The sequence below is a fragment of the Bradyrhizobium sp. 157 genome (genome assembly GCF_023073815.1).
GTDB lineage: Bacteria > Pseudomonadota > Alphaproteobacteria > Rhizobiales > Xanthobacteraceae > Bradyrhizobium.
In genome coordinates this window covers 1-21,709 of record NZ_JADPKF010000054.1, presented here as the reverse complement: position 1 = coordinate 21,709, position 21,709 = coordinate 1, and the positions used below count along the sequence as shown (strand labels likewise).

At 62.0% G+C, this 21,709-nt stretch carries 19 protein-coding genes; 8 read left to right on the top strand and 11 right to left on the bottom strand.

The window, feature by feature from the left end; all coding sequences use genetic code 11:
- Window positions 1–765 precede the first annotated feature (765 nt).
- The gene (locus IVA95_RS38995) at window positions 766–1,281 is read left to right on the top strand and encodes a septal ring lytic transglycosylase RlpA family protein (protein ID WP_346657996.1); all 516 of its coding nucleotides are present in this window, start codon (window positions 766–768) and stop codon (window positions 1,279–1,281) included.
- Window positions 1,282–1,483: 202 nt separating this feature from the next.
- Here IVA95_RS38995 and IVA95_RS11860 read toward each other — a convergent pair whose 3' ends face one another.
- From IVA95_RS11860 to IVA95_RS11845, 4 genes are all read right to left on the bottom strand, one after another.
- On the bottom strand, window positions 1,484–1,993 hold the full coding sequence (locus IVA95_RS11860; RefSeq protein WP_213256564.1) for a hypothetical protein: 510 nt from the start codon (window positions 1,991–1,993) through the stop codon (window positions 1,484–1,486).
- Window positions 1,994–2,263: 270 nt separating this feature from the next.
- Window positions 2,264–4,990 carry a DNA gyrase subunit A gene (gene gyrA / locus IVA95_RS11855; RefSeq protein WP_247510635.1) on the bottom strand — a complete coding sequence of 909 codons (2,727 nt, stop codon included), beginning with the start codon at window positions 4,988–4,990 and terminating at the stop codon, window positions 2,264–2,266.
- Between the two features lie 192 nt (window positions 4,991–5,182).
- Window positions 5,183–5,581: a DUF2306 domain-containing protein gene (locus IVA95_RS11850; protein WP_247510634.1), complete on the bottom strand. Its 399-nt coding sequence runs from the start codon at window positions 5,579–5,581 to the stop codon at window positions 5,183–5,185.
- 261 nt (window positions 5,582–5,842) lie between these two features.
- Window positions 5,843–6,331, bottom strand: a complete 489-nt coding sequence (locus IVA95_RS11845; protein WP_247510633.1) for a single-stranded DNA-binding protein — start codon at window positions 6,329–6,331, stop codon at window positions 5,843–5,845.
- Between the two features lie 506 nt (window positions 6,332–6,837).
- Here IVA95_RS11845 and IVA95_RS11840 point away from each other — a divergent pair.
- From IVA95_RS11840 to IVA95_RS11825, 4 genes are all read left to right on the top strand, one after another.
- The gene (locus IVA95_RS11840) at window positions 6,838–7,584 is read left to right on the top strand and encodes an outer membrane beta-barrel protein (RefSeq protein WP_247510632.1); all 747 of its coding nucleotides are present in this window, start codon (window positions 6,838–6,840) and stop codon (window positions 7,582–7,584) included.
- Between the two features lie 225 nt (window positions 7,585–7,809).
- Window positions 7,810–8,457 (top strand): outer membrane protein, encoded by a 648-nt coding sequence (locus IVA95_RS11835; RefSeq protein ID WP_247510631.1) that lies wholly within the window; start codon window positions 7,810–7,812, stop codon window positions 8,455–8,457.
- A 345-nt stretch (window positions 8,458–8,802) separates the two neighbouring features.
- Window positions 8,803–11,784: an excinuclease ABC subunit UvrA gene (uvrA, locus tag IVA95_RS11830; protein ID WP_247510630.1), complete on the top strand. Its 2,982-nt coding sequence runs from the start codon at window positions 8,803–8,805 to the stop codon at window positions 11,782–11,784.
- 164 nt (window positions 11,785–11,948) lie between these two features.
- Window positions 11,949–12,209, top strand: coding sequence for a hypothetical protein (locus IVA95_RS11825; RefSeq protein WP_247510629.1), 261 nt, complete (start codon window positions 11,949–11,951; stop codon window positions 12,207–12,209).
- Window positions 12,210–12,577: 368 nt separating this feature from the next.
- Here IVA95_RS11825 and IVA95_RS11820 read toward each other — a convergent pair whose 3' ends face one another.
- The 4 genes from IVA95_RS11820 to IVA95_RS11805 all read right to left on the bottom strand — a co-directional run bounded on the left by IVA95_RS11820 (window position 12,578) and on the right by IVA95_RS11805 (window position 15,808).
- On the bottom strand, window positions 12,578–13,525 hold the full coding sequence (locus tag IVA95_RS11820) for a cytochrome D1 domain-containing protein (protein ID WP_247510628.1): 948 nt from the start codon (window positions 13,523–13,525) through the stop codon (window positions 12,578–12,580).
- Window positions 13,526–13,527: 2 nt separating this feature from the next.
- Window positions 13,528–14,070 carry an SRPBCC family protein gene (locus tag IVA95_RS11815; protein WP_247510627.1) on the bottom strand — a complete coding sequence of 181 codons (543 nt, stop codon included), beginning with the start codon at window positions 14,068–14,070 and terminating at the stop codon, window positions 13,528–13,530.
- 386 nt (window positions 14,071–14,456) lie between these two features.
- Window positions 14,457–14,783: a PRC-barrel domain-containing protein gene (locus IVA95_RS11810; protein ID WP_213250103.1), complete on the bottom strand. Its 327-nt coding sequence runs from the start codon at window positions 14,781–14,783 to the stop codon at window positions 14,457–14,459.
- Between the two features lie 254 nt (window positions 14,784–15,037).
- Window positions 15,038–15,808, bottom strand: coding sequence for an AAA family ATPase (locus IVA95_RS11805; RefSeq protein WP_247510638.1), 771 nt, complete (start codon window positions 15,806–15,808; stop codon window positions 15,038–15,040).
- A 66-nt stretch (window positions 15,809–15,874) separates the two neighbouring features.
- Between IVA95_RS11805 and IVA95_RS11800 the strand changes: the two genes are divergently transcribed.
- Both IVA95_RS11800 and IVA95_RS11795 read left to right on the top strand, forming a co-directional pair.
- A complete protein-coding gene (locus IVA95_RS11800) occupies window positions 15,875–16,213 on the top strand; it encodes a hypothetical protein (protein WP_247510626.1) in 339 nt (112 codons plus the stop codon).
- Window positions 16,214–16,626: 413 nt separating this feature from the next.
- Window positions 16,627–17,283, top strand: coding sequence for an outer membrane beta-barrel protein (locus tag IVA95_RS11795; RefSeq protein ID WP_247510625.1), 657 nt, complete (start codon window positions 16,627–16,629; stop codon window positions 17,281–17,283).
- A gap of 261 nt (window positions 17,284–17,544) precedes the next feature.
- On the opposite strand, the gene IVA95_RS11790 is transcribed toward IVA95_RS11795, so the two are convergent.
- The 3 genes from IVA95_RS11790 to IVA95_RS11780 form a co-directional block, all read right to left on the bottom strand.
- The gene (locus IVA95_RS11790) at window positions 17,545–18,402 is read right to left on the bottom strand and encodes a DUF296 domain-containing protein (protein WP_247510637.1); all 858 of its coding nucleotides are present in this window, start codon (window positions 18,400–18,402) and stop codon (window positions 17,545–17,547) included.
- A 4-nt stretch (window positions 18,403–18,406) separates the two neighbouring features.
- Window positions 18,407–20,092, bottom strand: a complete 1,686-nt coding sequence (locus tag IVA95_RS11785; RefSeq protein ID WP_346657995.1) for an acyl-CoA synthetase — start codon at window positions 20,090–20,092, stop codon at window positions 18,407–18,409.
- A 342-nt stretch (window positions 20,093–20,434) separates the two neighbouring features.
- Window positions 20,435–20,836 carry an SPW repeat protein gene (locus IVA95_RS11780; protein ID WP_213250113.1) on the bottom strand — a complete coding sequence of 134 codons (402 nt, stop codon included), beginning with the start codon at window positions 20,834–20,836 and terminating at the stop codon, window positions 20,435–20,437.
- 389 nt (window positions 20,837–21,225) lie between these two features.
- Here IVA95_RS11780 and IVA95_RS11775 point away from each other — a divergent pair, with 389 nt between their 5' ends.
- Window positions 21,226–21,498: a GNAT family N-acetyltransferase gene (locus IVA95_RS11775; RefSeq protein ID WP_213250115.1), complete on the top strand. Its 273-nt coding sequence runs from the start codon at window positions 21,226–21,228 to the stop codon at window positions 21,496–21,498.
- The last annotated feature ends 211 nt before the right edge of the window (window positions 21,499–21,709 follow it).

Below are 21,709 nucleotides of genomic sequence, written 5' to 3'. Positions count from 1 at the left end.
ATGCGGAGGGCATGCCCCTACCGCGGAGAGAACCATGAACCCGGCAAGGATGTGGAGAGTCTTGACCGCAGGCCCGGAATTAGAGAACAGCCAGGGTCATTACCGGAAGTCAGAGGACGGCCTGCCTTCGTCCGCTATCCCCTCGATTGTGTTGCAAAAGTTTTTTGGGGTGGCGAACGAAAATTCTTAGAGCCGCTGATCCGTTTTACGCGCGGCGACGTGAGGGGGCCAAGTCGCTTCATCCAAAATTGATCACGGACCTCCGTAGTGGCGCTGAAAAGGGACGCAGCAGCAGAGAAGTCAAAAAATCAACTTTCGCGAGATTTTTGGTGCTGTTCGATTTTCGACTTTTGCAACACAATCCCCTCAACAGCGGACGATCTTGCATAGGGTCGTCACGTCCGAAAATTGCCAACAGCAGATAGCGCGCGCAGTGAGGCCGGAAGCAATGCGCAATTGATGGGGCGCCATCAAGGTTACGCGCCTTGTCGTGGTTGATCTAAATCTGCGCTTCACTTGTGAGTGCGATGGGGTGCATCGAGACCGCTGTCTCCATGGATCAGGAGCAACAAACTCTCAACTAGGGTCATACCGACGAATAGGCGCTTCTTGCTGCGGTGCGCCTAATCCATCGAACTATATGATAGTAGGAAACATCGGTATTCATTCACCTTTTCCGCCACGAGAATTTCCGCATGTGCAGGAACAGAGCATCATGAGTTTGCATTGTTCATTTGTTTTTCTATTTTGTTTGTGAGGCCGCTCATGCGTCTTCTTTTTGGAATAGTCGCGATTGCGACAGTCCCGGCCTGGTTGGGCGTACATGCAAATTCTGCTGCAGCACAGACCTTCAATGATAGATGGTCCATCGTTCCAAAGGCGCACGCAGAACCGGCTCCTGGGGCACCAGACCAGACTACGCAAAATCCGCTAGAGCAACCTCCGACTGGAGAACCGACACGTCGTCCGGAAGTTCGCTCAGCCCCTCGATCTTCCAACCGGGCGTTTTCCGGCAAAGCGTCTTACTATTCATATTCGAAAGGAAAAACAGCGAGTGGTTCCTCGTTCAATCGGAATTCACTGACCGCTGCCCACCGCAACCTGCCGTTCGGCACAAGAGTTCGCGTAACTGATCTTGCGAGCAGCAAGTCTGTAGTCGTTCGTATCACCGACCGGGGACCCTGGGTTCGCGGCCGCGTCCTGGACCTTTCACTCGGCGCTGCGCGCGGTTTGGGGATAACGGACCGCGGCGTGGCCCAGGTTCGCGCTGAGGTGCTTTAGCTTGTATCTGCTAAGGAAGTCTCGGGAGCGGCCTTAACGCGCAAAACAGCGAACGACGAGAATCTACGAAAGCATTCCCCATACAATTATCGCTGCGGGGACCAGCAGATCATTGCCCATTCCACATATTTCATATGGCAACGCCGGAGTGATCTGCAGTTTGCGCCAGTCGCGGCGGAGCCCGGCACGTTGGCAAATCGCTTCAATTCTGTGACTGGACAACCGGGCCGGCGCTCTCGCGGGGGTTCGAGGCGACTTGTGGTAGAGCAAGGGTGAAAGCATCGACCAGCCGACGTCGCCAAGGTTGCGTCAGCATCGACAGCTTGCCTTCGAGCAGAGCTGCCCTTTCCCGGGCTCCCACGCTTTCCGTGCTGACTTTGAGCAATTCGGCCAAAAGCTTGTTGGTCCGTTCGCATTCTCTTTCAAAGTCGGCCCGATGGCCGCTGGCAATCACCTTCATCTCCGCCAGCTCGGTCTGCAAGGTCTCAATTCGCTGCCTTAAGGCGGTGACCACCTGGTGACCGGCCTGGGTTTGCGGCTGACGGGGTATTGGGGAATGGGTGAATTCGCTGAGATCGACCTGGACAAGCGTCTTGCCGTCGTTCGAGCGGGAGCGCGGCCAACGATGTCGTTTCACCAGAGCGCGGGCAGCCTCTGGGGAAATCTTGAGCCTTTCGCCCAGATCAGCATACGTCAGCATCTCGACGGGCATGGTATTCGCTCCCGTTGGCCGGACGGTCACCACCCGGACACAGCACATCGTATCGATCTATGGTTAAGGACTGGTTTACGGCGGACGGGAGCCCTGACGCGGCGCGCCGGGGTGAGCGTCCAGCGATGTTGCGTCGTAGCCCGGGTGGAGCGAAGCGGAACCCGGGAGCAGTCTCCTAGCGGATAGGCTGATCCCGGGATGCGCTACGCTCCACCCGGGCTACCCGCTCGTTGCGCTTCACCCGGCCTACCCTTCGTCATCCGAGCGGCGTTAGCCGCCATTCCCGTTCACGCCGTTCTCGTCTTCCGAAATGTGCTCGACCGACACCACATGCTCGTCCTCGGCGGTATCGAACACAATGACGCCTTGCGTCGAGCGGCCGGCGATGCGGATGTCCTCGACGGGGCAGCGGATGAGCTGGCCCTTGTCGGTGACCAGCATGATCTGGTCGCTGTGCTCCACCGGGAATGACGCCACCAGCTTGCCGTTGCGGTTGTTGACGCTCATGGCGACGATGCCTTTGCCGCCGCGGCCGGTGGTGCGGTACTCGTAGGACGAGGTGCGCTTGCCGTAGCCGTTGACGGAGACCGTCAGCACGACCTGCTCCTGGGCCGACATCTCCGCGTAGCGCTCCTGCGAGAGCTGGAGCGAGCCCGACGTCTCCTCACCCTCGGCATCGACAGGCTCTTCAACCGCGGTTTCGCCGGCAACCGCGCGGCGCATCTTCAGGTAGGCCGACCGTTCGTCCGAGGTGGTCTCGACATGGCGCAGGATCGCCAGCGAGATCAGTTTATCGCCCTCCGCCAGCGCAATGCCGCGTACACCCATCGAGGTGCGCCCCGTGAAGACGCGCACGTCGGTAACGGGGAAGCGGATACATTGCCCGCCGGCCGCCGTCAGCAGCACGTCGTCGTGCTCGGTGCAGATCTGTACGTCCACGATTGACTCGCCCTCTCCGAGCTTCATCGCGATGATGCCGGAGCGGCGGACGTCGACGAAGTCGGACAGCTTGTTGCGGCGAACGGTGCCGCTTGTGGTGGCGAACATCACGTCGAGATTGCCCCAGGAGGATTCATCCTCGGGCAGCGGCATGATGGTGGTGATGCGCTCGCCCTGCTCCAGCGGCAGGATGTTGATCATCGCCTTGCCGCGCGCGTTCGGCGCAGCCATCGGCAGCCGCCACACCTTTTCCTTGTAGACCTGGCCCTTCGAGGAGAAGAACAGCACCGGCGTATGGGTCGAGGCCACGAACAGCCGGCTCACAAAGTCCTCGTCGCGGGTCTGCATGCCCGCGCGGCCCTTGCCGCCGCGCCGCTGCGCCCGATAGGTCGAGAGCGGCACGCGCTTGACGTAGCCGGCGTGCGAGACGGTGACCACCATGTCCTCGCGCTGGATCAGGTCCTCGTCCTCGACTTCGCCTTCCTGCTCGATGATCACGGTTTTCCGCGGGGTCGCGAACTCGTTCTTCACCTCGGCGAGTTCGTTCTTGATGATCGCCTGGACGCGGGCGCGCGAACGCAAAATTTCAAGATAGTCGGCGATTTCAACCGCGAGCTTGTCGAGGTCTTCGGAAATCTCCTCGCGGCCGAGCGCGGTCAGGCGCTGCAGGCGGAGATCGAGAATAGCCCGGGCCTGCTCGAGCGACAGCCGCGCAGTGCCGTCCGGCGCCATCCGGTGACGGGGGTCGTCGATCAGCGTGATCATCGCTTCAACGTCCTTGGCCGGCCAGTCGCGCGACATCAGCGTGTCGCGCGCGGTGTTCGGATCGGGCGAGGTTCTGATCACGCGAATGATCTCGTCGATATTCGCAACCGCAATCGCAAGCCCGACCAGGATGTGGGCGCGGTCGCGCGCCCTGTTGAGCAGGAACTTGGTGCGGCGGGTAACGACCTGCTCGCGGAACGCGATGAACAGCGTCAGCAGGTCTTTCAAATTCATCAACTGCGGCCGGCCGCCATCCAGCGCCACCATGTTGGCGCCGAAATTGGTCTGCAGCGGCGTGAAGCGATAGAGCTGGTTCAGCACCACGTCGGGCACCGCATCGCGCTTCAGCTCGACCACGACGCGGAATCCGTCGCGGTCGGATTCGTCGCGCAGGTCGGAAATGCCGTCGATCTTCTTCTCGCGCACCAGTTCGGCGATGCGCTCGACCATCGTGGCCTTGTTCACCTGGTAGGGAATTTCGCTGATGATGATCGCTTCGCGATCCTTGCGGATGGTGTCGATCGTCACCTTGCCGCGCATCACGATCGAGCCGCGGCCGAGGTGATAGGCCGAGCGGATGCCCTGGCGTCCCAGGATGATGCCCCCCGTCGGGAAATCCGGGCCCGGCACGATGTTGATGAGATCGTCGATAGCAAGCGCGGGGTTGTCGATCAGCGCCACGCAGGCGTCGATGACTTCGCCGAGATTGTGCGGCGGGATGTTGGTCGCCATGCCGACCGCGATGCCGCCCGCGCCGTTGACCAGAAGGTTCGGGAATTTCGCCGGCAGGACCGTCGGCTCTTTTTCGGAACTGTCGTAGTTCGGCTGGAAGTCGACGGTGTCCTTGTCGATGTCGTCGAGCAGGCTCTGCGCGATCTTGGTCAGGCGGGATTCGGTGTAGCGCATGGCCGCCGCCATATCGCCGTCCACCGAGCCGAAATTGCCTTGGCCGTCGATCAGCGGCACGCGCATGGAGAATTCCTGCGCCATGCGTACCAGCGCGTCATAGACCGACTGGTCACCGTGGGGGTGGTATTTACCGATGACGTCGCCGACCGTGCGCGCCGATTTGCGATACGGCTTGTTCCACTCGAAGCCGTTTTCGTGCATCGCGTAGAGAATACGGCGATGCACGGGCTTGAGTCCGTCGCGCGCGTCCGGCAGCGCCCGCGCCACGATCACGCTCATGGCGTAATCGAGATAGGAGCGTTTCATCTCGTCGAGGATGGAAACGGGGCGAATGTCGGAGTGCTCCGGCGGCTCGCCGGGCTTGTCGTCTTCGTTGTCGGACAAAGGGGAATCCAGTCAGTTCTCAGCTAAGAATCATATAGCGCATCGAGGGTCCGATAACCACCCCGAAGCTGTCAGGCGGAGCTGTTTTTCCGCTCGTTTTTTCATGGACTTACGGGCTCGGCGGCAGCTTCCGCGAGCGGCCGTTTGGGGACCGTAAGAGACCCCGCCCGGGACGGCGTTTTTGGCCTTCGCCTAAGGGCCGAAAACCACCGCGTGCATGATCCGGCCCGGCAGGAGCGTGAACAGCCCGGCGATGATCAACCCTCCGCTAAAAATGCCGATCATGGTCTTGCGGTGACGGCTCACATTGTGCCCGCGCGCGGCAATGACCGCGACCGGCAACATCGCCAGAACCAGGATCGACAGGAGATGGATCGGGCTCCAGGGGCCGAGCAAGCGGATCTCGTGGATCCAGAACGAGCTGGCGGCGACGATGGCCATCAGGCTGACCCAGATCCAGCCGACCGTCCGGTGCGGCAGCGTCCCCTTCGGCGCAGCGAACTGTACGACGCCAAGGGCGAACGCGGCCATCGCTGCCATGGCATGAACCGGTATGGCGGGCGCGGCATCCAGCAACGGAGCAAGCGACATCTGAAACTCCGGGCCATTGCGGGCTCGGCCAAAACGAGCCCTCGCGTCACGCGGCCCATACTCGTATCAATCTTTCCATTGTCAAGTTAAATCTTGACACTGTCAAGTTGAGCGTGCGCCCGCCTGAATCAACGGCTGTCGGCCAGCTTCGAGAATTGCCAACGGGTTGAAGGTGCACGATTCCGTCATGGCCTGGTTCGATCCCGACCATCACTGCTTCGTTGCTGCGGCAAGATATGCGGCCGACGGAGGGCCTTCGCCTCAGAACGGGATGTCGTCGTCCATATCGCTATTGCGGCTGCCTGCCGCGACCGCCCGCCGCGGCGCGGAACTAGCCGGACCGCTTGAACCGAAATCACCGGAATCGTCGGAGCCGAAGCTGCCGCCCCCGCCGCCGCCGCGGCCGTCGAGCATGGTCAGATTCGAGTTGAAGCCCTGCAGCACGACCTCGGTCGAATATTTGTCGACGCCGCTCTGGTCGGTCCATTTGCGCGTCTGCAACTGGCCCTCAATGTAAACCTTGGCGCCCTTCTTCAGATATTGTTCGGCGACCTTGCAAAGCCCCTCGTTGAAGATCACCACGCGGTGCCACTCGGTCTTTTCCTTGCGCTCGCCGGTGCCCTTGTCGCGCCAGGTCTCCGATGTCGCGATGCTCAGATTGGCGATCGGCCGCCCGTCCTGTGTCCGCCGGATTTCAGGATCCTTGCCGAGGTTGCCGACCAGAATCACCTTGTTCACGCTTCCCGCCATCGCCGCTCTCCACTCGATATCGCCGGCAAAAATCACTGGTTCGGCCCGCTTCCGTGCCGGCCGTCTTCAGTTCTTGACCTGTCGCTGGTCCGTTTCCGCGTCCGCTCCCGGACATCCGGACCCTATACACTGACAGGCCCCGATGACTTGGCGATCCCTCGGCAAGTCGCCGGTTATCCACATATAGCATCGCCCACGTGTGCGTTCCAGCTTTGTTCCACAAACAGCCCCCGTCTGCCCGGCTGCGGCTTTGCAATCTATAAGCGAACCCCGGGAACTCACGGGGGAACCGAAAGAGACGAAACGGAACCCGAAAGTTCCCGCCTCGGTTCCAATTATACCAGATAAATCATAAGCTTCCTTCCATAAACTTGGCTGGCGCCTGTTGCATCCGGGACACGCCATTTCTGCGCGAGTCGCGCTATAGAATTCTCCAGCGGCGCGGGTGCTCGCGTCACAACAACGCTTCAGGCCTAGCGGGAAGCGGACAAAATTGGGGATAGATCATGAAGAAGTATCTGTTAGCTACAGTTGCTCTCATCGCGTTCGCCGCACCCGCGGCGGCGGCCGACCTCGCTGCGCGTCCTTACACCAAGGCGCCGCCAGCCCCGATCGCCGCTGTCTATGACTGGACCGGCTTCTACATCGGTGCCAACGGCGGCTGGGGTACGAGCCGCAAGTGCTGGGACTTCCTGCCGGTCGCCGGCGGCAGCATCGCGGAGGGTTGCCATGACGCAGACGGCGGCACCGCCGGTGGTCAGATCGGTTATCGCTGGCAGGCCGGCACCTGGGTGTTCGGTATTGAAGGCCAGGGTAACTGGGCCGACTTCCAGGGCAGCAATGTGAGCCTGATCGATCCTACACTCCGCAACGAGTCGCGCATCGATGCGTTCGGCCTGATCACGGGCCAGGTCGGTTACGCCGCCAACAACGTTCTGTTCTACGTCAAGGGCGGTGCGGCCGTCACCGCGGATCGTTACCGCATCTTTGATGTTCCCACGGGCCTCCTGGTTGCCACCACCGGCGACGACACCCGTTGGGGTGCCGTGGTCGGCGCGGGCATCGAATTCGGCTTCGCCCCGAACTGGTCGGTCGGCGTCGAATACAATCACCTGTTCATGGAGGACCGCGACCACACCTTCGTCGACACGGCCGGCGCCTTCTTCGGCACCGACCGGATCAGCCAGGACGTCGATATCGTCACCGTTCGCGTCAACTATCGCTGGGGCGGCCCGGTCGTCGCGAAGTACTGATCGCAACGCCAGCGCGGGACTACGGAAAGGCCGGCTTCACGCCGGCCTTTTTGTTTGGTTGTAGCCCAACGCAATTGTCACGCGCGCTGGTTGTTCTCTCCACGCTTTTGACCCACATGTGGTATTTCCGCGACAGCATTTTGCGGGAACTTCGCGCTATATGCCCCAGCAACCTCGAATTGACGGCTGAGGAAAGTTGCTTTGGAGCCGCGAAAGGAAAAGAAAGTGAAGAAGATTCTGCTGACCACCACTGGCCTGATCGCGCTTGGGATGGCGCCCGCGATGGCCGCCGATCTTGCTGCCAGGCCCTACACCAAGGCGCCCGCCGCAGCGATCGCGATCAATACCTGGACCGGATTCTACATCGGTGCGATGGGCGGCTACGCCCAGGAAAACAGCGATGGGATCAGCGGCGGCTTCGCCGGCGGTACGCTCGGCTACAACTGGCAGGCCGGCAACCTCGTGCTCGGCGTCGAGGCCGATGCCGCTTGGGCGGATGTCGGCGCGACCGTGGGCAACCCGGCGCTTTTCGCGGTCGAGACCCGGATCCGCGACATGGGCACCGTTCGTGGCCGCATCGGCTACGCGTTTGATCAGGTCCTCGTGTACGGCACCGGTGGTTACGCGTGGGCCGACAACCGTCTGACGCTGTCGGCGCTTGGCGTGAGCGTATCGGACAGCAAGATCCACTCCGGCTGGACTCTCGGTGCTGGTGTCGAGGTGATGTTCGCGCCGAAGTGGTCGGTGAAGGCCGAGTACCTCTATCGCAGCTTCGAGAGCCAAAACTACTTCACGGCCGCCGTCCCGGGCGGCCTTGCGTCGGGAACGCTCAACCTCAACAGCGTTCAGGTCGGCGTGAACTATCACTTCTAAGCGCATGATCCGGACCCGAAGGGCCGTGTCGGCGCAAAGCGGCTTTCCGAAAAGATCATGCTCAAACGAAACGCATAAAGTTTCCTGCTGAAACTGCCTGCGCCTCCGTTCCGAAAATCTGGAACGGAGGCGTTTGTTTTTGCGCAGTTCCGATTCGATCTGCTGACGGCTGCTGCCAAAAAGAGAACGCCGCAAACAATCCGTTGATGATTCGCGCGCGGCACTGGAAATTCCCTGCCGTTCTTCCTATGTTCCAGCATTCTTTTAATCGGCGCCTGATCCCGGTTCTTGCCCGGCAATGCGCGCCCAACGTGGCGCGTCTCCCACGCGTCTGGAAATGCCGATATGGATGAAGTGCTCAGGGCGAAGCGCCAACACAACGCCGGCTCCGCATCGCGCGCGATAACGATCCGCGGCGCGCGCGAGCACAATCTCAAGAACGTCGATATCGAGATTCCCCGCGACAAGCTGGTCGTGTTCACCGGCCTCTCCGGCTCCGGCAAATCCTCACTCGCCTTCGATACCATCTATGCCGAGGGCCAGCGCCGCTACGTCGAATCGCTCTCGGCTTACGCGCGCCAGTTCCTGGAGATGATGCAGAAGCCGGACGTCGACCAGATCGATGGCCTGTCTCCAGCGATCTCGATCGAGCAGAAGACCACGTCGAAGAATCCGCGCTCTACCGTCGGCACCGTTACCGAAATCTATGACTACATGCGCCTCTTGTGGGCGCGCGTCGGCGTCCCCTACTCGCCGGCCACGGGATTGCCGATCGAAAGCCAGGTCGTCTCGCAGATGGTCGATCGCGTGCTGGCGCTACCCGAAGGCACCCGGCTCTATCTGCTGGCGCCGGTCGTGCGCGGCCGCAAGGGCGAGTACAAGAAAGAGCTCGCCGAATGGCTCAAGAAGGGTTTTCAGCGCGTCAAGATTGACGGCACCTTCTATGAGCTGTCGGAGGCGCCGACGCTCGACAAGAAATTCCCGCACGATATCGACGTGGTGGTCGATCGCATCGTGGTCCGGCCCGATCTCGGCCAGCGCCTCGCTGAAAGCTTTGAGACCGCGTTGAAGCTCGCCGAGGGGCTCGCCGTGATCGAATATGCCGACGCGCCGGCGGGCGCGCCTGCGGCCGAGGACAAGAAGAAGACCGCAAAGATCCACGACAAGAGCGGGCCGGAACGGATTCTGTTCTCGGAGAAATTCGCCTGCCCGGTCTCCGGCTTCACGATTCCCGAAATCGAGCCGCGGCTGTTCTCGTTTAACAATCCCTATGGCGCCTGTCCGGCCTGCGGCGGCCTCGGCGTCGAGCAGCACATCGACGAGGACCTCGTCATTCCCGACAAAGAATTGACCTTGCGCAAGGGTGCGATTGCGCCGTGGGCAAAGTCGTCCTCGCCCTATTACATCCAGACGCTGACCGCGCTCGGAAAGTTTTATAAGTTCACGCTCGACACCAAATGGAAGGACCTGCCGAAGAAGACGCAGGCAGCGCTCTTGCACGGCTCCGGCGACGACGAGATCAAGTTCTCCTACGAGGATGGCGTCCGCTCCTACGACACCAAAAAACCGTTCGAGGGGATCATCACGAATCTCGAGCGCCGCTACCGCGAGACCGAGAGCGAATGGGCGCGCGAGGAACTGGCCAAATACTTCTCCGACATCCCCTGCGAGGCCTGCAAGGGCCATCGGCTCAAGCCGGAGGCGCTCTGCGTCAAGATCGGCGGCAAGCATATCGGTGAGATCTCGGAAATGTCGGTGAAGCGCGCCGGCGAATGGTTCGAAAGTGTGCCGAAGGCGCTCAACGATCAGCAGAACGAGATCGCCGCGCGCGTCCTGAAGGAGATCCGCGAGCGGCTGTCCTTCCTGCTCGACGTCGGCCTGAACTATCTCACGCTCTCACGCTCCTCCGGTACCCTCTCCGGTGGCGAAAGCCAGCGCATCCGCCTGGCCTCGCAGATCGGCTCGGGGCTGACAGGCGTGCTCTATGTGCTGGACGAGCCTTCGATCGGCCTGCACCAGCGCGACAATGCGCGCCTGCTGGAGACGCTGAAGCGGCTGCGTGACCTCGGCAACACCGTAATCGTGGTCGAGCATGACGAGGACGCGATCCGTCTTGCGGACTACGTGCTCGACATCGGCCCCGGCGCCGGCATGCATGGCGGCCATATCGTGGCGCAAGGCACGCCCGCCGACATCATGCGGAATCCGAAATCGCTGACCGGCAAATATCTCACCGGCGAATTATCGGTGCCGATCCCCGAGCGGCGGCCGCCGAACCACAGGCGTACCATCAAGGTCATCAACGCCCGCGGCAACAATCTGAAGAATGTCTCAGCGGAAATTCCGCTCGGCCTGTTCACCTGTGTTACCGGTGTCTCCGGCGGCGGCAAGTCGACGCTGTTGATCGACACGCTCTATCGCGCCATCGCGCGCAAACTCAACAACGCCAGCGAAGGCGCCGCCCCTCACGACCGCATCGAGGGGCTGGAGCATATCGATAAGATCATCGACATCGACCAGTCGCCGATCGGCCGCACCCCGCGCTCCAACCCCGCGACCTATACCGGCGCCTTCACCCCGATCCGGGAATGGTTTGCCGGCCTGCCCGAAGCCAAGGCCCGCGGCTACGAGCCCGGCCGCTTCTCCTTCAACGTCAAGGGCGGCCGCTGCGAGGCCTGCCAGGGCGACGGCGTCATCAAGATCGAGATGCACTTTCTGCCCGACGTCTACGTCACCTGCGATACCTGCAAGGGCAAGCGCTACAACCGCGAGACGCTGGAAGTCCTGTTCAAGGGCAAGTCGATCTCGGATGTGCTCGATATGACGGTGGAAGAAGCCGCCGAATTCTTCAAGGCGGTGCCACGCGTCCGCGAGACGTTCAAGACGCTGCACCGCGTCGGCTTGGACTATATCCATGTCGGCCAGCAGGCGACGACGCTGTCCGGCGGCGAAGCCCAGCGCGTCAAATTGGCCAAAGAACTTTCAAAGCGCGCCACCGGCCGCACGCTCTACATCCTGGACGAGCCGACCACCGGCCTGCACTTCCACGACGTCGCAAAACTTTTGGAAGTGCTCCACGAGCTCGTCGCGCAGGGCAACACGGTGGTGGTGATCGAGCACAATTTGGAGGTCATCAAGACCGCCGACTGGGTGATCGATTTGGGCCCCGAAGGCGGCGACGGCGGCGGCGAAATCGTCGCCTGGGGTCCGCCGGAGGACATCGTCAAGGCGCCGCGGAGCTATACGGGGAAGTTTCTGGCGCCGGTGCTGAAGAAGGCGGAGGGGAAGCCGAGGAAGAGTATTAGCGCGAGCGAGGCCGCGGAGTAGACTTCACCCCCATCCCGTTGAACTGGGAAGACGATGAAGTGGAGACAACGTACCCTCGATGAAATTGCCGACATGATCTGCGGCAATGGTGAAGGCGCGCCGTTTATCTATCGAATTCAAACCCGCATCGTCCGTTATCAAAGGACGAACTCACGCGCCGCGAATTGTTGGTCGCCTTTCTCGATAAGGCCTCAGAAGACGAGTTGATCGAAGATGTATTATTGCCTTTGTTTCGTCAGTTAGGCTTCCACCGTATCACCGCTGCGGGCCATAAGGACAAGGCACTTGAATACGGCAAAGATGTCTGGATGCGATACACGCTTCCTACCCAACATGTGTTGTATTTCGGTTTGCAGGCCAAACGCGACAAGCTCGATGCGGCGGGAATGAGCAAGAGCGGCACTGCAACGTTGGCGAGATCCTAAATCAGATCACAATGATGCTCGGACAAGAGATCTTTGATCCAGAGACAAGTCGCCGAGTTTTGGTCGATCACGCATTTATCGTGGCAGGGGGGAAATCACCAAGGCAGCAAGGAACTGGCTTGGCGAACGACTAGATGCCTCGAAGCGCAGCCAAGTTATGTTCATGGATCGCGACGACATTCTAAACCTGTTCGTCGTAAGCAATGTCCCGCTCCCTGCGGCTGCCCTGCCATTGAAAGATCGCATTCTGGACGACGAGATTCCGTTTTAGTTCGTGGGGCGGACTAGCGAAGCGTAATCCGCCACGCCTCTCGGCGAGAGCGTCGGGTTACGCCTTCGGCTAACCGCCCTACGCCACCTCCTCGAATCTACCGCCTGAGAAACGCCCCGAACGCGCGCGGCCCGTCGCCGACCTTGATCTCGCCTGTCACCTTCAGCTCAACCGCATCGATCACGCTGATCGAGTTGCTCTCCCAGTTCGCCACGATGATCTGCCGGCCGTCCGCCGTCGCCGCGATCCCTTCCGGATAGTCGCCGACGGTGATGCGCTTGACCAGCGCCAGCGTGGCGAGATCGAACACGGTGACGGTGCCGTCGTATTGGTCAGTGACGAAGCCGCGACCCTGGGCGAGTGCGACCGCATAGGGGCGCAAGCCCGTCTTCACGCGCCCGATCTCGCGCACCTCCGCGATGTCGATCACTGAGACGTCGTTCGAACCGACATTGGCCGTGTAGGCGCGCCGGCCCTCCCCATCGATGGTCACGCCAAACGGGCGCGTCCCGACCTTGATAACCGCTCGCCGCTCGCGCGTCGCGGTGTCGATGACCGACACGCTATCGGCATCGCGGTCCGCCGAAAGCAGGAGCCGCCCGTCTGATGTCACCGCGAGGCCCGAGGGCGATGCGCCGACCGCGATACTTGCGATCACGCGCAGCTCCCTGGGGTCGACCACCCGCACCGCTGCGGCGTACCAGTCGGCGACATAGACGGTGGCGCCATCCGGCGTCACCGCAACACCGAGCGGACCACCGCCGACGTCGATCTTCCCGACAACCCGGCGCACTGCGGCATCGATCACCGTCAGCGCCTTGGTATCGGGGCTCGTCACATAGGCGAAGCGTCCGTCCGGGGTGACGGCGACGCCCGCGGGCTTGCCGCCGATCGCGATGGTCGCGACCGGCCGCGCGGTGGCGAGGTCAACGACCGTCAGATTTTCGCTGAGCTGATTGGTGACGAACGCCTCTTCGGCCCATCCTTGCTCGATCAATACTGCGCCGATGCTGGCGGCAAGCGCCGCCAGGACGATGGCCCGCACGATCAGCTTCCGCTTTCGACCTTCTTCTTCAGCGCCTCGAGGCCAGCGCGATAAAGCCCACTCACCGCCTTCACGGCAGCCTCATCGCTCAGCTCCGGCGGCGGCTCGTTGTTGGGAAAGCCGCGGTAGAACGCGCCCGCCCACTCAAGGACGCTGCCCTTGCCGTCTGCGCTCGGCGACACCGTCAGCGTGGAGGAGTAATTGGTGACCGGCAACACCTTCACGTCCACGGCCGTGATCCGATAGGAATAGGTCATCTTCTCGGCATCGTACTTGTAGAGCTCCTCATCGACGGTCGCGCCATCAGCCAGCGTCAACCGACGCGTGGCCTCGATCTCGTTGCCTTTAGCGCCCTCGGTCTTGCTGACCGGCTGCAGCCAACTCATGTCCTGGAAATTGCCGACCACCGCCCACACCTTGGCCGGCGGCGCATTGATCTCGATCGATTCCCGGACCTTCTGGCGGGTAGGCCCGTGCGCCCAGGCGGTCCCCATTACCGCCAGCGCCACCACCACAGCGCCCACCCTCGCAATCGTCACTCTCATGTCGTTTCCCCACGGTTTCATTAGCCCCACGCTGGCGCGCGGTGGCGATATCGCTTACGCATTTTCGTGCCAAAGAAGGCTGGTTCGTGGCGCAGCCGGGGAGGCAGCTGCATAGCCGCGTAGGATGGGTGGAGCGAAGCGATACCTATCAAATTGCCGCATGCGGCAGAATGGTGGGTATCGCTTCGAGGCTGGGCAAGTATTCGACCCGCTCTCAAAGCAGTAGAAAATTCATTCGGCCTCGCGCGCGACGGCATGAAGAACATTCTGTCGCCCCCACCGTCGGCGTGCTTCCAAAGAAGGACGTTCTACGCGTCAGCCGCCGTGGCAAATACTTGCCCAGCCTCTTCGCTCTACCCACCCTACAGCTCACTCTCCGATCGCCGTTACACCGTCCAGTAATGCGGATGCGGCTGCGAGCGGTCGCCCCAGTCGAAGGCGTCGTCATCGAGCTCGCACGGGCCATTGTGCAGATCCTCCAGTGTCACGTCGGTCTGGTAGGCCTGACGCGCAGGATCAAATCGGAGTGCGTCCCAGCGGATTGGACAATGATGGTGGCTGCCGAGCAGCCCTCCGGTCTTGATCACGGCGTAGGCAACCGTTCCGCTCACCTTGTCGAGCATCAGCCGCTCGATCGAGCCGAGCTTTGTGCCGTCGCGTCCGTAGACGCTCACGCGCTCGACGCGATCACTGGGCACCAGGGTATGAGGCATGGCGTCCTCCCTGCTTTCCCTTGTTCGGTCGACATAATAGCATAACAGCGGCCCGGCCTGGGTGATCCAGCCTGCGACAAAGTTTGCAGTTACTGTAGGAGGGTGGAGCGACTTGTCCGCCGAAGCTCAACGAGCGTAGGCGGAAGCGATACCCTTCAAAGTTACCGCGCGATGCACAATGGTGGGTTTCGCGGAGTTTATCATCGGGCCGGCCGGCAGGCCGGGACCCGTTGGCGCTACCACCCTGCAAGCCTTCACTCCTCGATCGCCGCCTGCACGAACCCGTCCGGATCCTCGCAAAACTCGCGCAGGACCTTGTAGTGGTCGGTCTCGCGCACCGTCACCGGCTCCAGCCCGTACTTCGTCAGCCGCAGCAGCGTCGCGTTCGGATAAGCCATCAGCACTGGCGAGTGCGTGGCCATGATGATCTGGCAATGGCCGATCTGGTCCATCCGCCGCATCAGTTTCAGAAACTCGATCTGCCGCGCGGGCGAGAGCGCGGATTCCGGTTCATCGAAGATGAAGATGCCCTGGCGCTGGCAGCGTTCCTCGAAGAACCGCAAAAAGCCTTCGCCGTGGGAATGGGAGAGGAAATCAGGCGGAGGTGGGCCGGGCGTCCCGATGGCGGCTTCATCGAGGTATCGCGCGACGGAGAAGAAACTCTCAGCGCGGAAGAACCAACCATGGGTGATTTTGGGCAGCCAGCTCGCGCGAAGGGCGGTCGACAACGTTCCGCCCATCTTCTCCAAGGCCTTCGAATGATCGACCGGCATGTACCCCTTGCCGCCGCCAGCTTCATCATAGCCGGCGAGCACGGCAATGCCCTCCAGCAGCGTGGACTTCCCCGTCCCGTTCTCGCCGACGATGATCGTAATCGCCTTATTGAAGCTCAGCTCGAACTCATCGCGCAGCAGCGGCAGGCAGAACGGATAGGCCTCTCGGTTGGTGATCCGCGCCGGCTCGAGCCAGATGCGCTTGAGGTACGGCGCCGGCAGATTGATCGGGCGATTGCGTTTGTAAGCCATGGCTCGCAGCCCCTGCGGAACAAAGTCATTCGTAAGGGTTATACAGACAATGTCGTACAATCCTAGATGGCACCCCGCCCGATGCCGAGCCCCGCCTACACCCTCTTCCGCGACGCCATTCTCCGCGAGCAGCAGGTCGTCTGCGCCTATGACGGCCGCGCCCGCGAACTGTGCCCGCACATCATCGGTACCAACAAAAGCGGCGAAGAGGTCGTGCTCGCCTGGCAATTTGCCGGCGAAAGCTCAGGCCCGCTACCGCAATGGCGCTGCCTGAAGCTGGCGAATGTCAGCAATGCCCATACGCGCGGGGGCCGTTGGCACGAAGGCCGCTCGCACCGCACGACGCAGACCTGCGTCAGCAATATCGATCTCGACATCAACGTCCACGTTCGCAAACGGCGGTGAAGCAAAGCTGTGCCGGATGGTAGCGCGTCCTGCCCGCCTTCGCCGGGGTTGCGAGTTCACGTAGTCCTACCTTCATTGCGATAGGCAACTGGACAAACATCGAGCGAACGCAGCCGCCTATCGCGCAACTCGCGAACACATCTCACGCTACACGTCGCCGCACTGCTGTCGAAATAGCAACCTGCCCGCGCCAATGCGCGGACGCGCTTCGGTCCAATTTTTGCCGGCATACATGACGTATGGTTAACCTGCGAGCGACGTTCTCACATCCGCGCGAACGTCGCTTGCAGACGGCTCTTTGGGGCGCGTTCGCGCCCGCTTTCCGAAAACGATACGTCACCATGCCGGTGCAATCGGTCCGCTATGGCGGCCTGCAGGGGGTTATACGAGTGTTCAACTTCAGGGGACAAAAAATGAAACGACTACTTCTAGCCGGTGCGGCTCTTTCGGTCGCGACCGCGGCCTCAGCCGCCGACATGCCGGCGCGGCCCTACGCCAAGGCACCGGCGGTGGTGTCTCCGGCATACAACTGGTCCGGTTTCTACATCGGCGCGATGGGCGGTTTTGGCTGGGGCGGCAGCGATAGCGATGCCAGCGGCGGTTTCGGCGGTGGTACGATCGGCTACAACTGGCAGCTTCCCGGCAGCCAGTTCGTATTCGGTGTCGAAGTGGACGCCGCCGGCGCCAGCATCAAGGACAGCATCACCGAAGACATCGGCGGCATCCTGCTCACGACGGAAAGCAAGATCAACTCATTCGGCAGCGTGACCGGCCGCGCCGGCTTCGCGATGGATGCGGCCTTGATCTACGCCAAGGGCGGTTATGCGTGGGCCAACCACAAAGCCTCGATTTCAGCGCTCGGCACGACGTTTTCGGATAGCCAGACCCACTCGGGATACACCGTCGGTGGCGGCCTCGAATACCTGTTCACACCAAGCTGGTCGGCCAAGGCCGAGTACATGTACACCAGCCTCGGCGGCGAGACCTATAATCTGGGCGGCTTGCCGCTGGATTCCGGCACGCTCGACTTTCATACCATCAAGCTTGGCGTGAACTATCACTTCAGGTGAGGTGGCTGCGTAGGGTGGGCAAAGCGCAGCGTGCCCACCATTCGCGATGACACTACTGGAGAGATGGTGGGCACGGCACTGCGTGCCTTTGCCCACCCTACAGACCGTCGTCACCTGCGACTTGTCCGCCGTAGCTCAAAGAGCGAAGGCGGAAGGCGGGTGACTCAGTATTCCAGAGAGCGCAGCGATTGAGCGATGGGCCGCAGCGTACTGGATGCCCCGCCTTCGCGGGGCATGACAGCGCGTCATGGGGAATCGTCGTCACACCACCTCGAGCACCAGCTCCATCGTCATCAGCACGGGATTGTCGCCGCGCATCAGCCGTCCCTCGGCGATGCCGCCGAGATAATCGACCAGCGCGACATCGAGCTCAGCCTGTAGTATGCCGTCGGTGCCGGGCGCGATCGCGCCGGCCTTGATCGCAAGCTCGGTCGCAAACGGCACCACGGTTCGGCCGTCGATGAACTGCGCGCCGATGGTGGAGCCGACGCCGCCGTGAATCCGCGCGCGCAGGATTCCGTGCTGCCGGCAGAAGGTCTCCAGCGCCGCGGCAAAATCCTGGTTCGGCCGCAGCCGCAACGCGAAGGCGCGGCTGGTGGTCTCGGATTCCGTGCTCGCGCACGCGACCGGCCCGAACAATTTGAAATTGGTCTCGGGATCGGGCTCGGCCGTGAACATCGCACCATCGATGCCAAACGCTTCCACCGCGAACGATTCGGCGACGATGCTCTCCTCGGGAAGAATGTGGCCGCCATGCAGATGTCCGTCTGTCTCGGTCCACAGACCGTGGCAATGGAAGAACGGCGCGCCGTCGCGCTCGCCGAGCGTCATCGCGCCGAGCTTCAGCCGCGTGATGCCGGCGGGCCGAAACGTATCGCTGTAGAACGCGGCATTGGCGCCGGTCTTCGATAGCGCCGGCATCACATAGGCAAACGGCCCGAGTGCCCCTCCCCGCATGCTCAACACGCCGCCGGAAAATCCGGCTTCGGCAAAGCCGCGGCGCGCAGTCTCGAGCAGCGGCAGGCCCGCTTCAAGCGTGAACGAAAACGCCCGTCCCCGCGCCTCGACCCACTGGATACGCTCGGGCGCGGGCGGCCCGGGCTGCGCGATGCTGCGCATCGGCTCAACTGCCTGTTTTCGAGACGTTGTCATTGGACGCGTTTTCCACACGCGAACCGGGCGCCATTTCGCTCGAAAACGCTTTGGCCTCAAGCAGTCCCCTCGCCTCCAGCTCATCGCGGACCAACCGCTTCGGAATCTTGCCGTAACCGGATTTCGGCAGCGCCTCCCAGAAGAAGAAGCGCTTCGGCATTTTGTAGCGCGGCACCTTGGGCGCCAGGAACGCCGCCAGCTCCGCTTCGCTCACCGCGGCTGCGCCCTCGCGCGCGACGCAGACGGCAACCCCTACTTCGCCCCAGAACGGGTCGGGCACGCCGAGCACCGCCACCTCGCCGATCGCGGGATGGGTGAGAATCTTCTCCTCGACCTCGCGCGGATAGATGTTGGAGCCACCGGAGATGTACATGTCCGAGGCGCGGCCGGTGATGTAGACGAATCCCTCCTCGTCCATGTGTCCGAGATCGCCGGTACGAAACCAGCCGTCGCGAAACGCCTTCGCGTTAGCCTCGGGGTTGTCATAGTAACCGGCGAACACAGCGGGGCCGATTACGCAGATCTCGCCGGTCTCGAACGGTTTGAGCTCGCGCCCGTCGTCGCCCTGGATCGACACCTGCATCCCGGTGCGCTCGAAGCCGCAGGTGCCGATGCGGGCGTGCGGACCGTCCTCAGCGTCATGCAAACTGGCCGGCATCACCGTGATGTTGCCGGTGACCTCACCGAGCCCGAAGTACTGCACCAGTACCTTGCCGAGCTTGTTCAGCGCCGCCTTCTGGTCCTCGCGATACATCGGCGCGCCGGCATAGATCACGAAGCGCAGCGAGGAATGATCGTATTTGTCGACCGCCGGATGTTCGACCATCATCTTCAAAATCGTCGGCACGGTGAAGATGTTGCTGACGCGATGGGCTTCAATCAGCCGGAACGCTTCCGCGATGTCGAATTTTTCCGACGGCAGCAGAATGGTCGGTACGCCCCGCGCCGCCTGCACGAGTTGGTGCACGCCGGCGCCGTGCGACAGCGGCGCGACGACCAGCGAGGCATCCGTCTCGGTCGTGCCCGGCATCAAATCGGCGAGATGATTTGTCACCACAAAGGCCATCTGCCCATGGGTAAGAACCGCGGCCTTGGAGCGCCCGGTCGTGCCGGAGGTGAAGAAAAACCAGCAGGGATCGTCGTAGTCGACCGCCGCATTCTCGACCTTGGCGCCGGCGTGCTCGGCGATCACATCACTGACCGCCTTCTCGCCGAGGCCGCCCTCGCCGATCCGCCAGATGAATTCGAGCGCGGGATTGGCCACCGCCGTAGCGTGATCAGGGAAATCGCCATGGCACAGAAACCCCTTCGCGCCGGAGGCGCTGGCGAGATAGGCGACCTCGTCCGGCATCAGGCGGAAATTGGTCGGCACCCAGACCGCGCCGAGCCGAAAGGCCGCGAACATCGACCAGAACATCTCATCGCAATTTTTGGAATGGACGAGGATCCGGTCGCCCTTGGCGATACCGCGCGCGGCAAGGCCTGCGGCCAGCGCCGACACGGCTCCATCGATCTCGCGCCAGGTCCAGGATTTATCGCCCCAGATGAAGCCAATGCAGTCGCCATGGCGGCGGGCATTCTGGGTCAGCATATGCGCCAGATTCATCACCCGGCGCGACATCCGCGCCAGACCGCCGCGCGGGGTAGGAATGGTCACCGTTTCAGTCACAGGGAATCAACCATTACGCTTCGGATAACAGTCATAGACATCTCATTGCAACGATAGCAGAAAGCCCGCGGTCAGCTCAAATCCGCCGTCGGACGCTACTGGCCATGATAACTTCCCGGCCGGCCGACCGGCATCACCATGACCCAGCCACGCATTTGCGTCCATAAGCCCCACGCAAATGGTTTGCGTCGGCCAATGGGAGATCGATGACATCAAGGATGCCGTCGACGGCAGCCCGTGATCGGTCCGCGTCCTGTTTAGCGTCTCATTCAAGTCTTAGGATTGAATCGAGAGCCCGCCAGCCATGTGGAGCAGACGGGCTCTCCTGAATTATTGCGGATGATTGGCCAGGTCCTGATCGCTCAAGCGCCAGTCCTGCCAGAGCTGAAGGGCCCCCAGCAGGGCGACGATTCCACCGAGGGCGATGTGCCAGGCCCGAAGCATGTCGTCGCCGGCGTAGCCGAACATGAAGGGCGAGGCGGCCAGCCAGAGGCCGAGCGCGATCTCCCCCACCTCCTCCCAACGTTGCAGTGCGACATATTCGAGCTGGGCCAGACCGAAGACCAGCATGCCCACGACGAACGTATTGAGGATCATGGTGCTACGTTCGGCATCCATCACGTCGTGGCTGGAGAAGGGAAACCACGGCGATATCACGATCAGCACGCCAAGGAGCATGCCAAGCCAGTCTTCCCACGTGCGATGCTTGCTGAAGAAACCAAAGCCCGACATTGGAGACCTCCCCTTGAAAAGAGGCATACGTCGGCGGCCGCGATCACAACACTTCCGATACCTAGCCCAGACCCGGCCGCCTCAGCAGCGTATGTCACCCGAAAGACGTAGGAACCCCGCTCCCGGTTGCAAGGCCTCGCCCGCAAAGATCCTGTGCGCGCGCGCGTCCCCTTTGCGCTGCACCGAGCCGCTGCAGGCTCTCGCGATTGCACCAGCCGGCTCGTTGAGGCGGTCGGGCGCCGATATCACCGCGCTGCCGGCAATGCTGGCGGTCAGGCTCAAGACAGCATATCAGCAAACCCCAGCGAGGCAGTTGTCCGTTCGTCGCCGGTTTGCTTCGGCGGGTTCATGTCCCTAAATGAAACGGTGAATGATCCGGGAATCGCTGCATGGCCGCCGTCCGCGACAACAAGACTCAAAACCGCTTCGAACTCGACGTCGACGGCGCCGTCGCGTTCGCGAATTATCGCATCACGCCCGCGGCGGTCATCATCACCCATACCGAAACGCCGCGCGCCCTGCGGGGCCGCGGCATCGCTTCTGAGCTGATCAGGGGTGCGCTCGAACTGATCCGCGCCGACGGACGCAAGGTCATCGCCGGCTGCGGCTTTGTCGTGGATTATCTGCGCAGAAACCCGGAATTTGCCGACCTGACGGCGTGATGGTTCTTGTAGCCCGGATGGAGCCAACGGGTCGCGCGAATGCGCGCCCGATGACAGGCTCCGCGCAATCCGGGATCAGTTTCCCCTCGGCAAGAAGCCCCGGATTTCGCTTCGCTCCATCCGGGCTTCTGTAACGGGCCTTAGTTAGTCAATCCCTTTTTGCGCTGTCCACCTGCCGGGCACTTGCTTCTGTACGGGATCGGCACTGAGG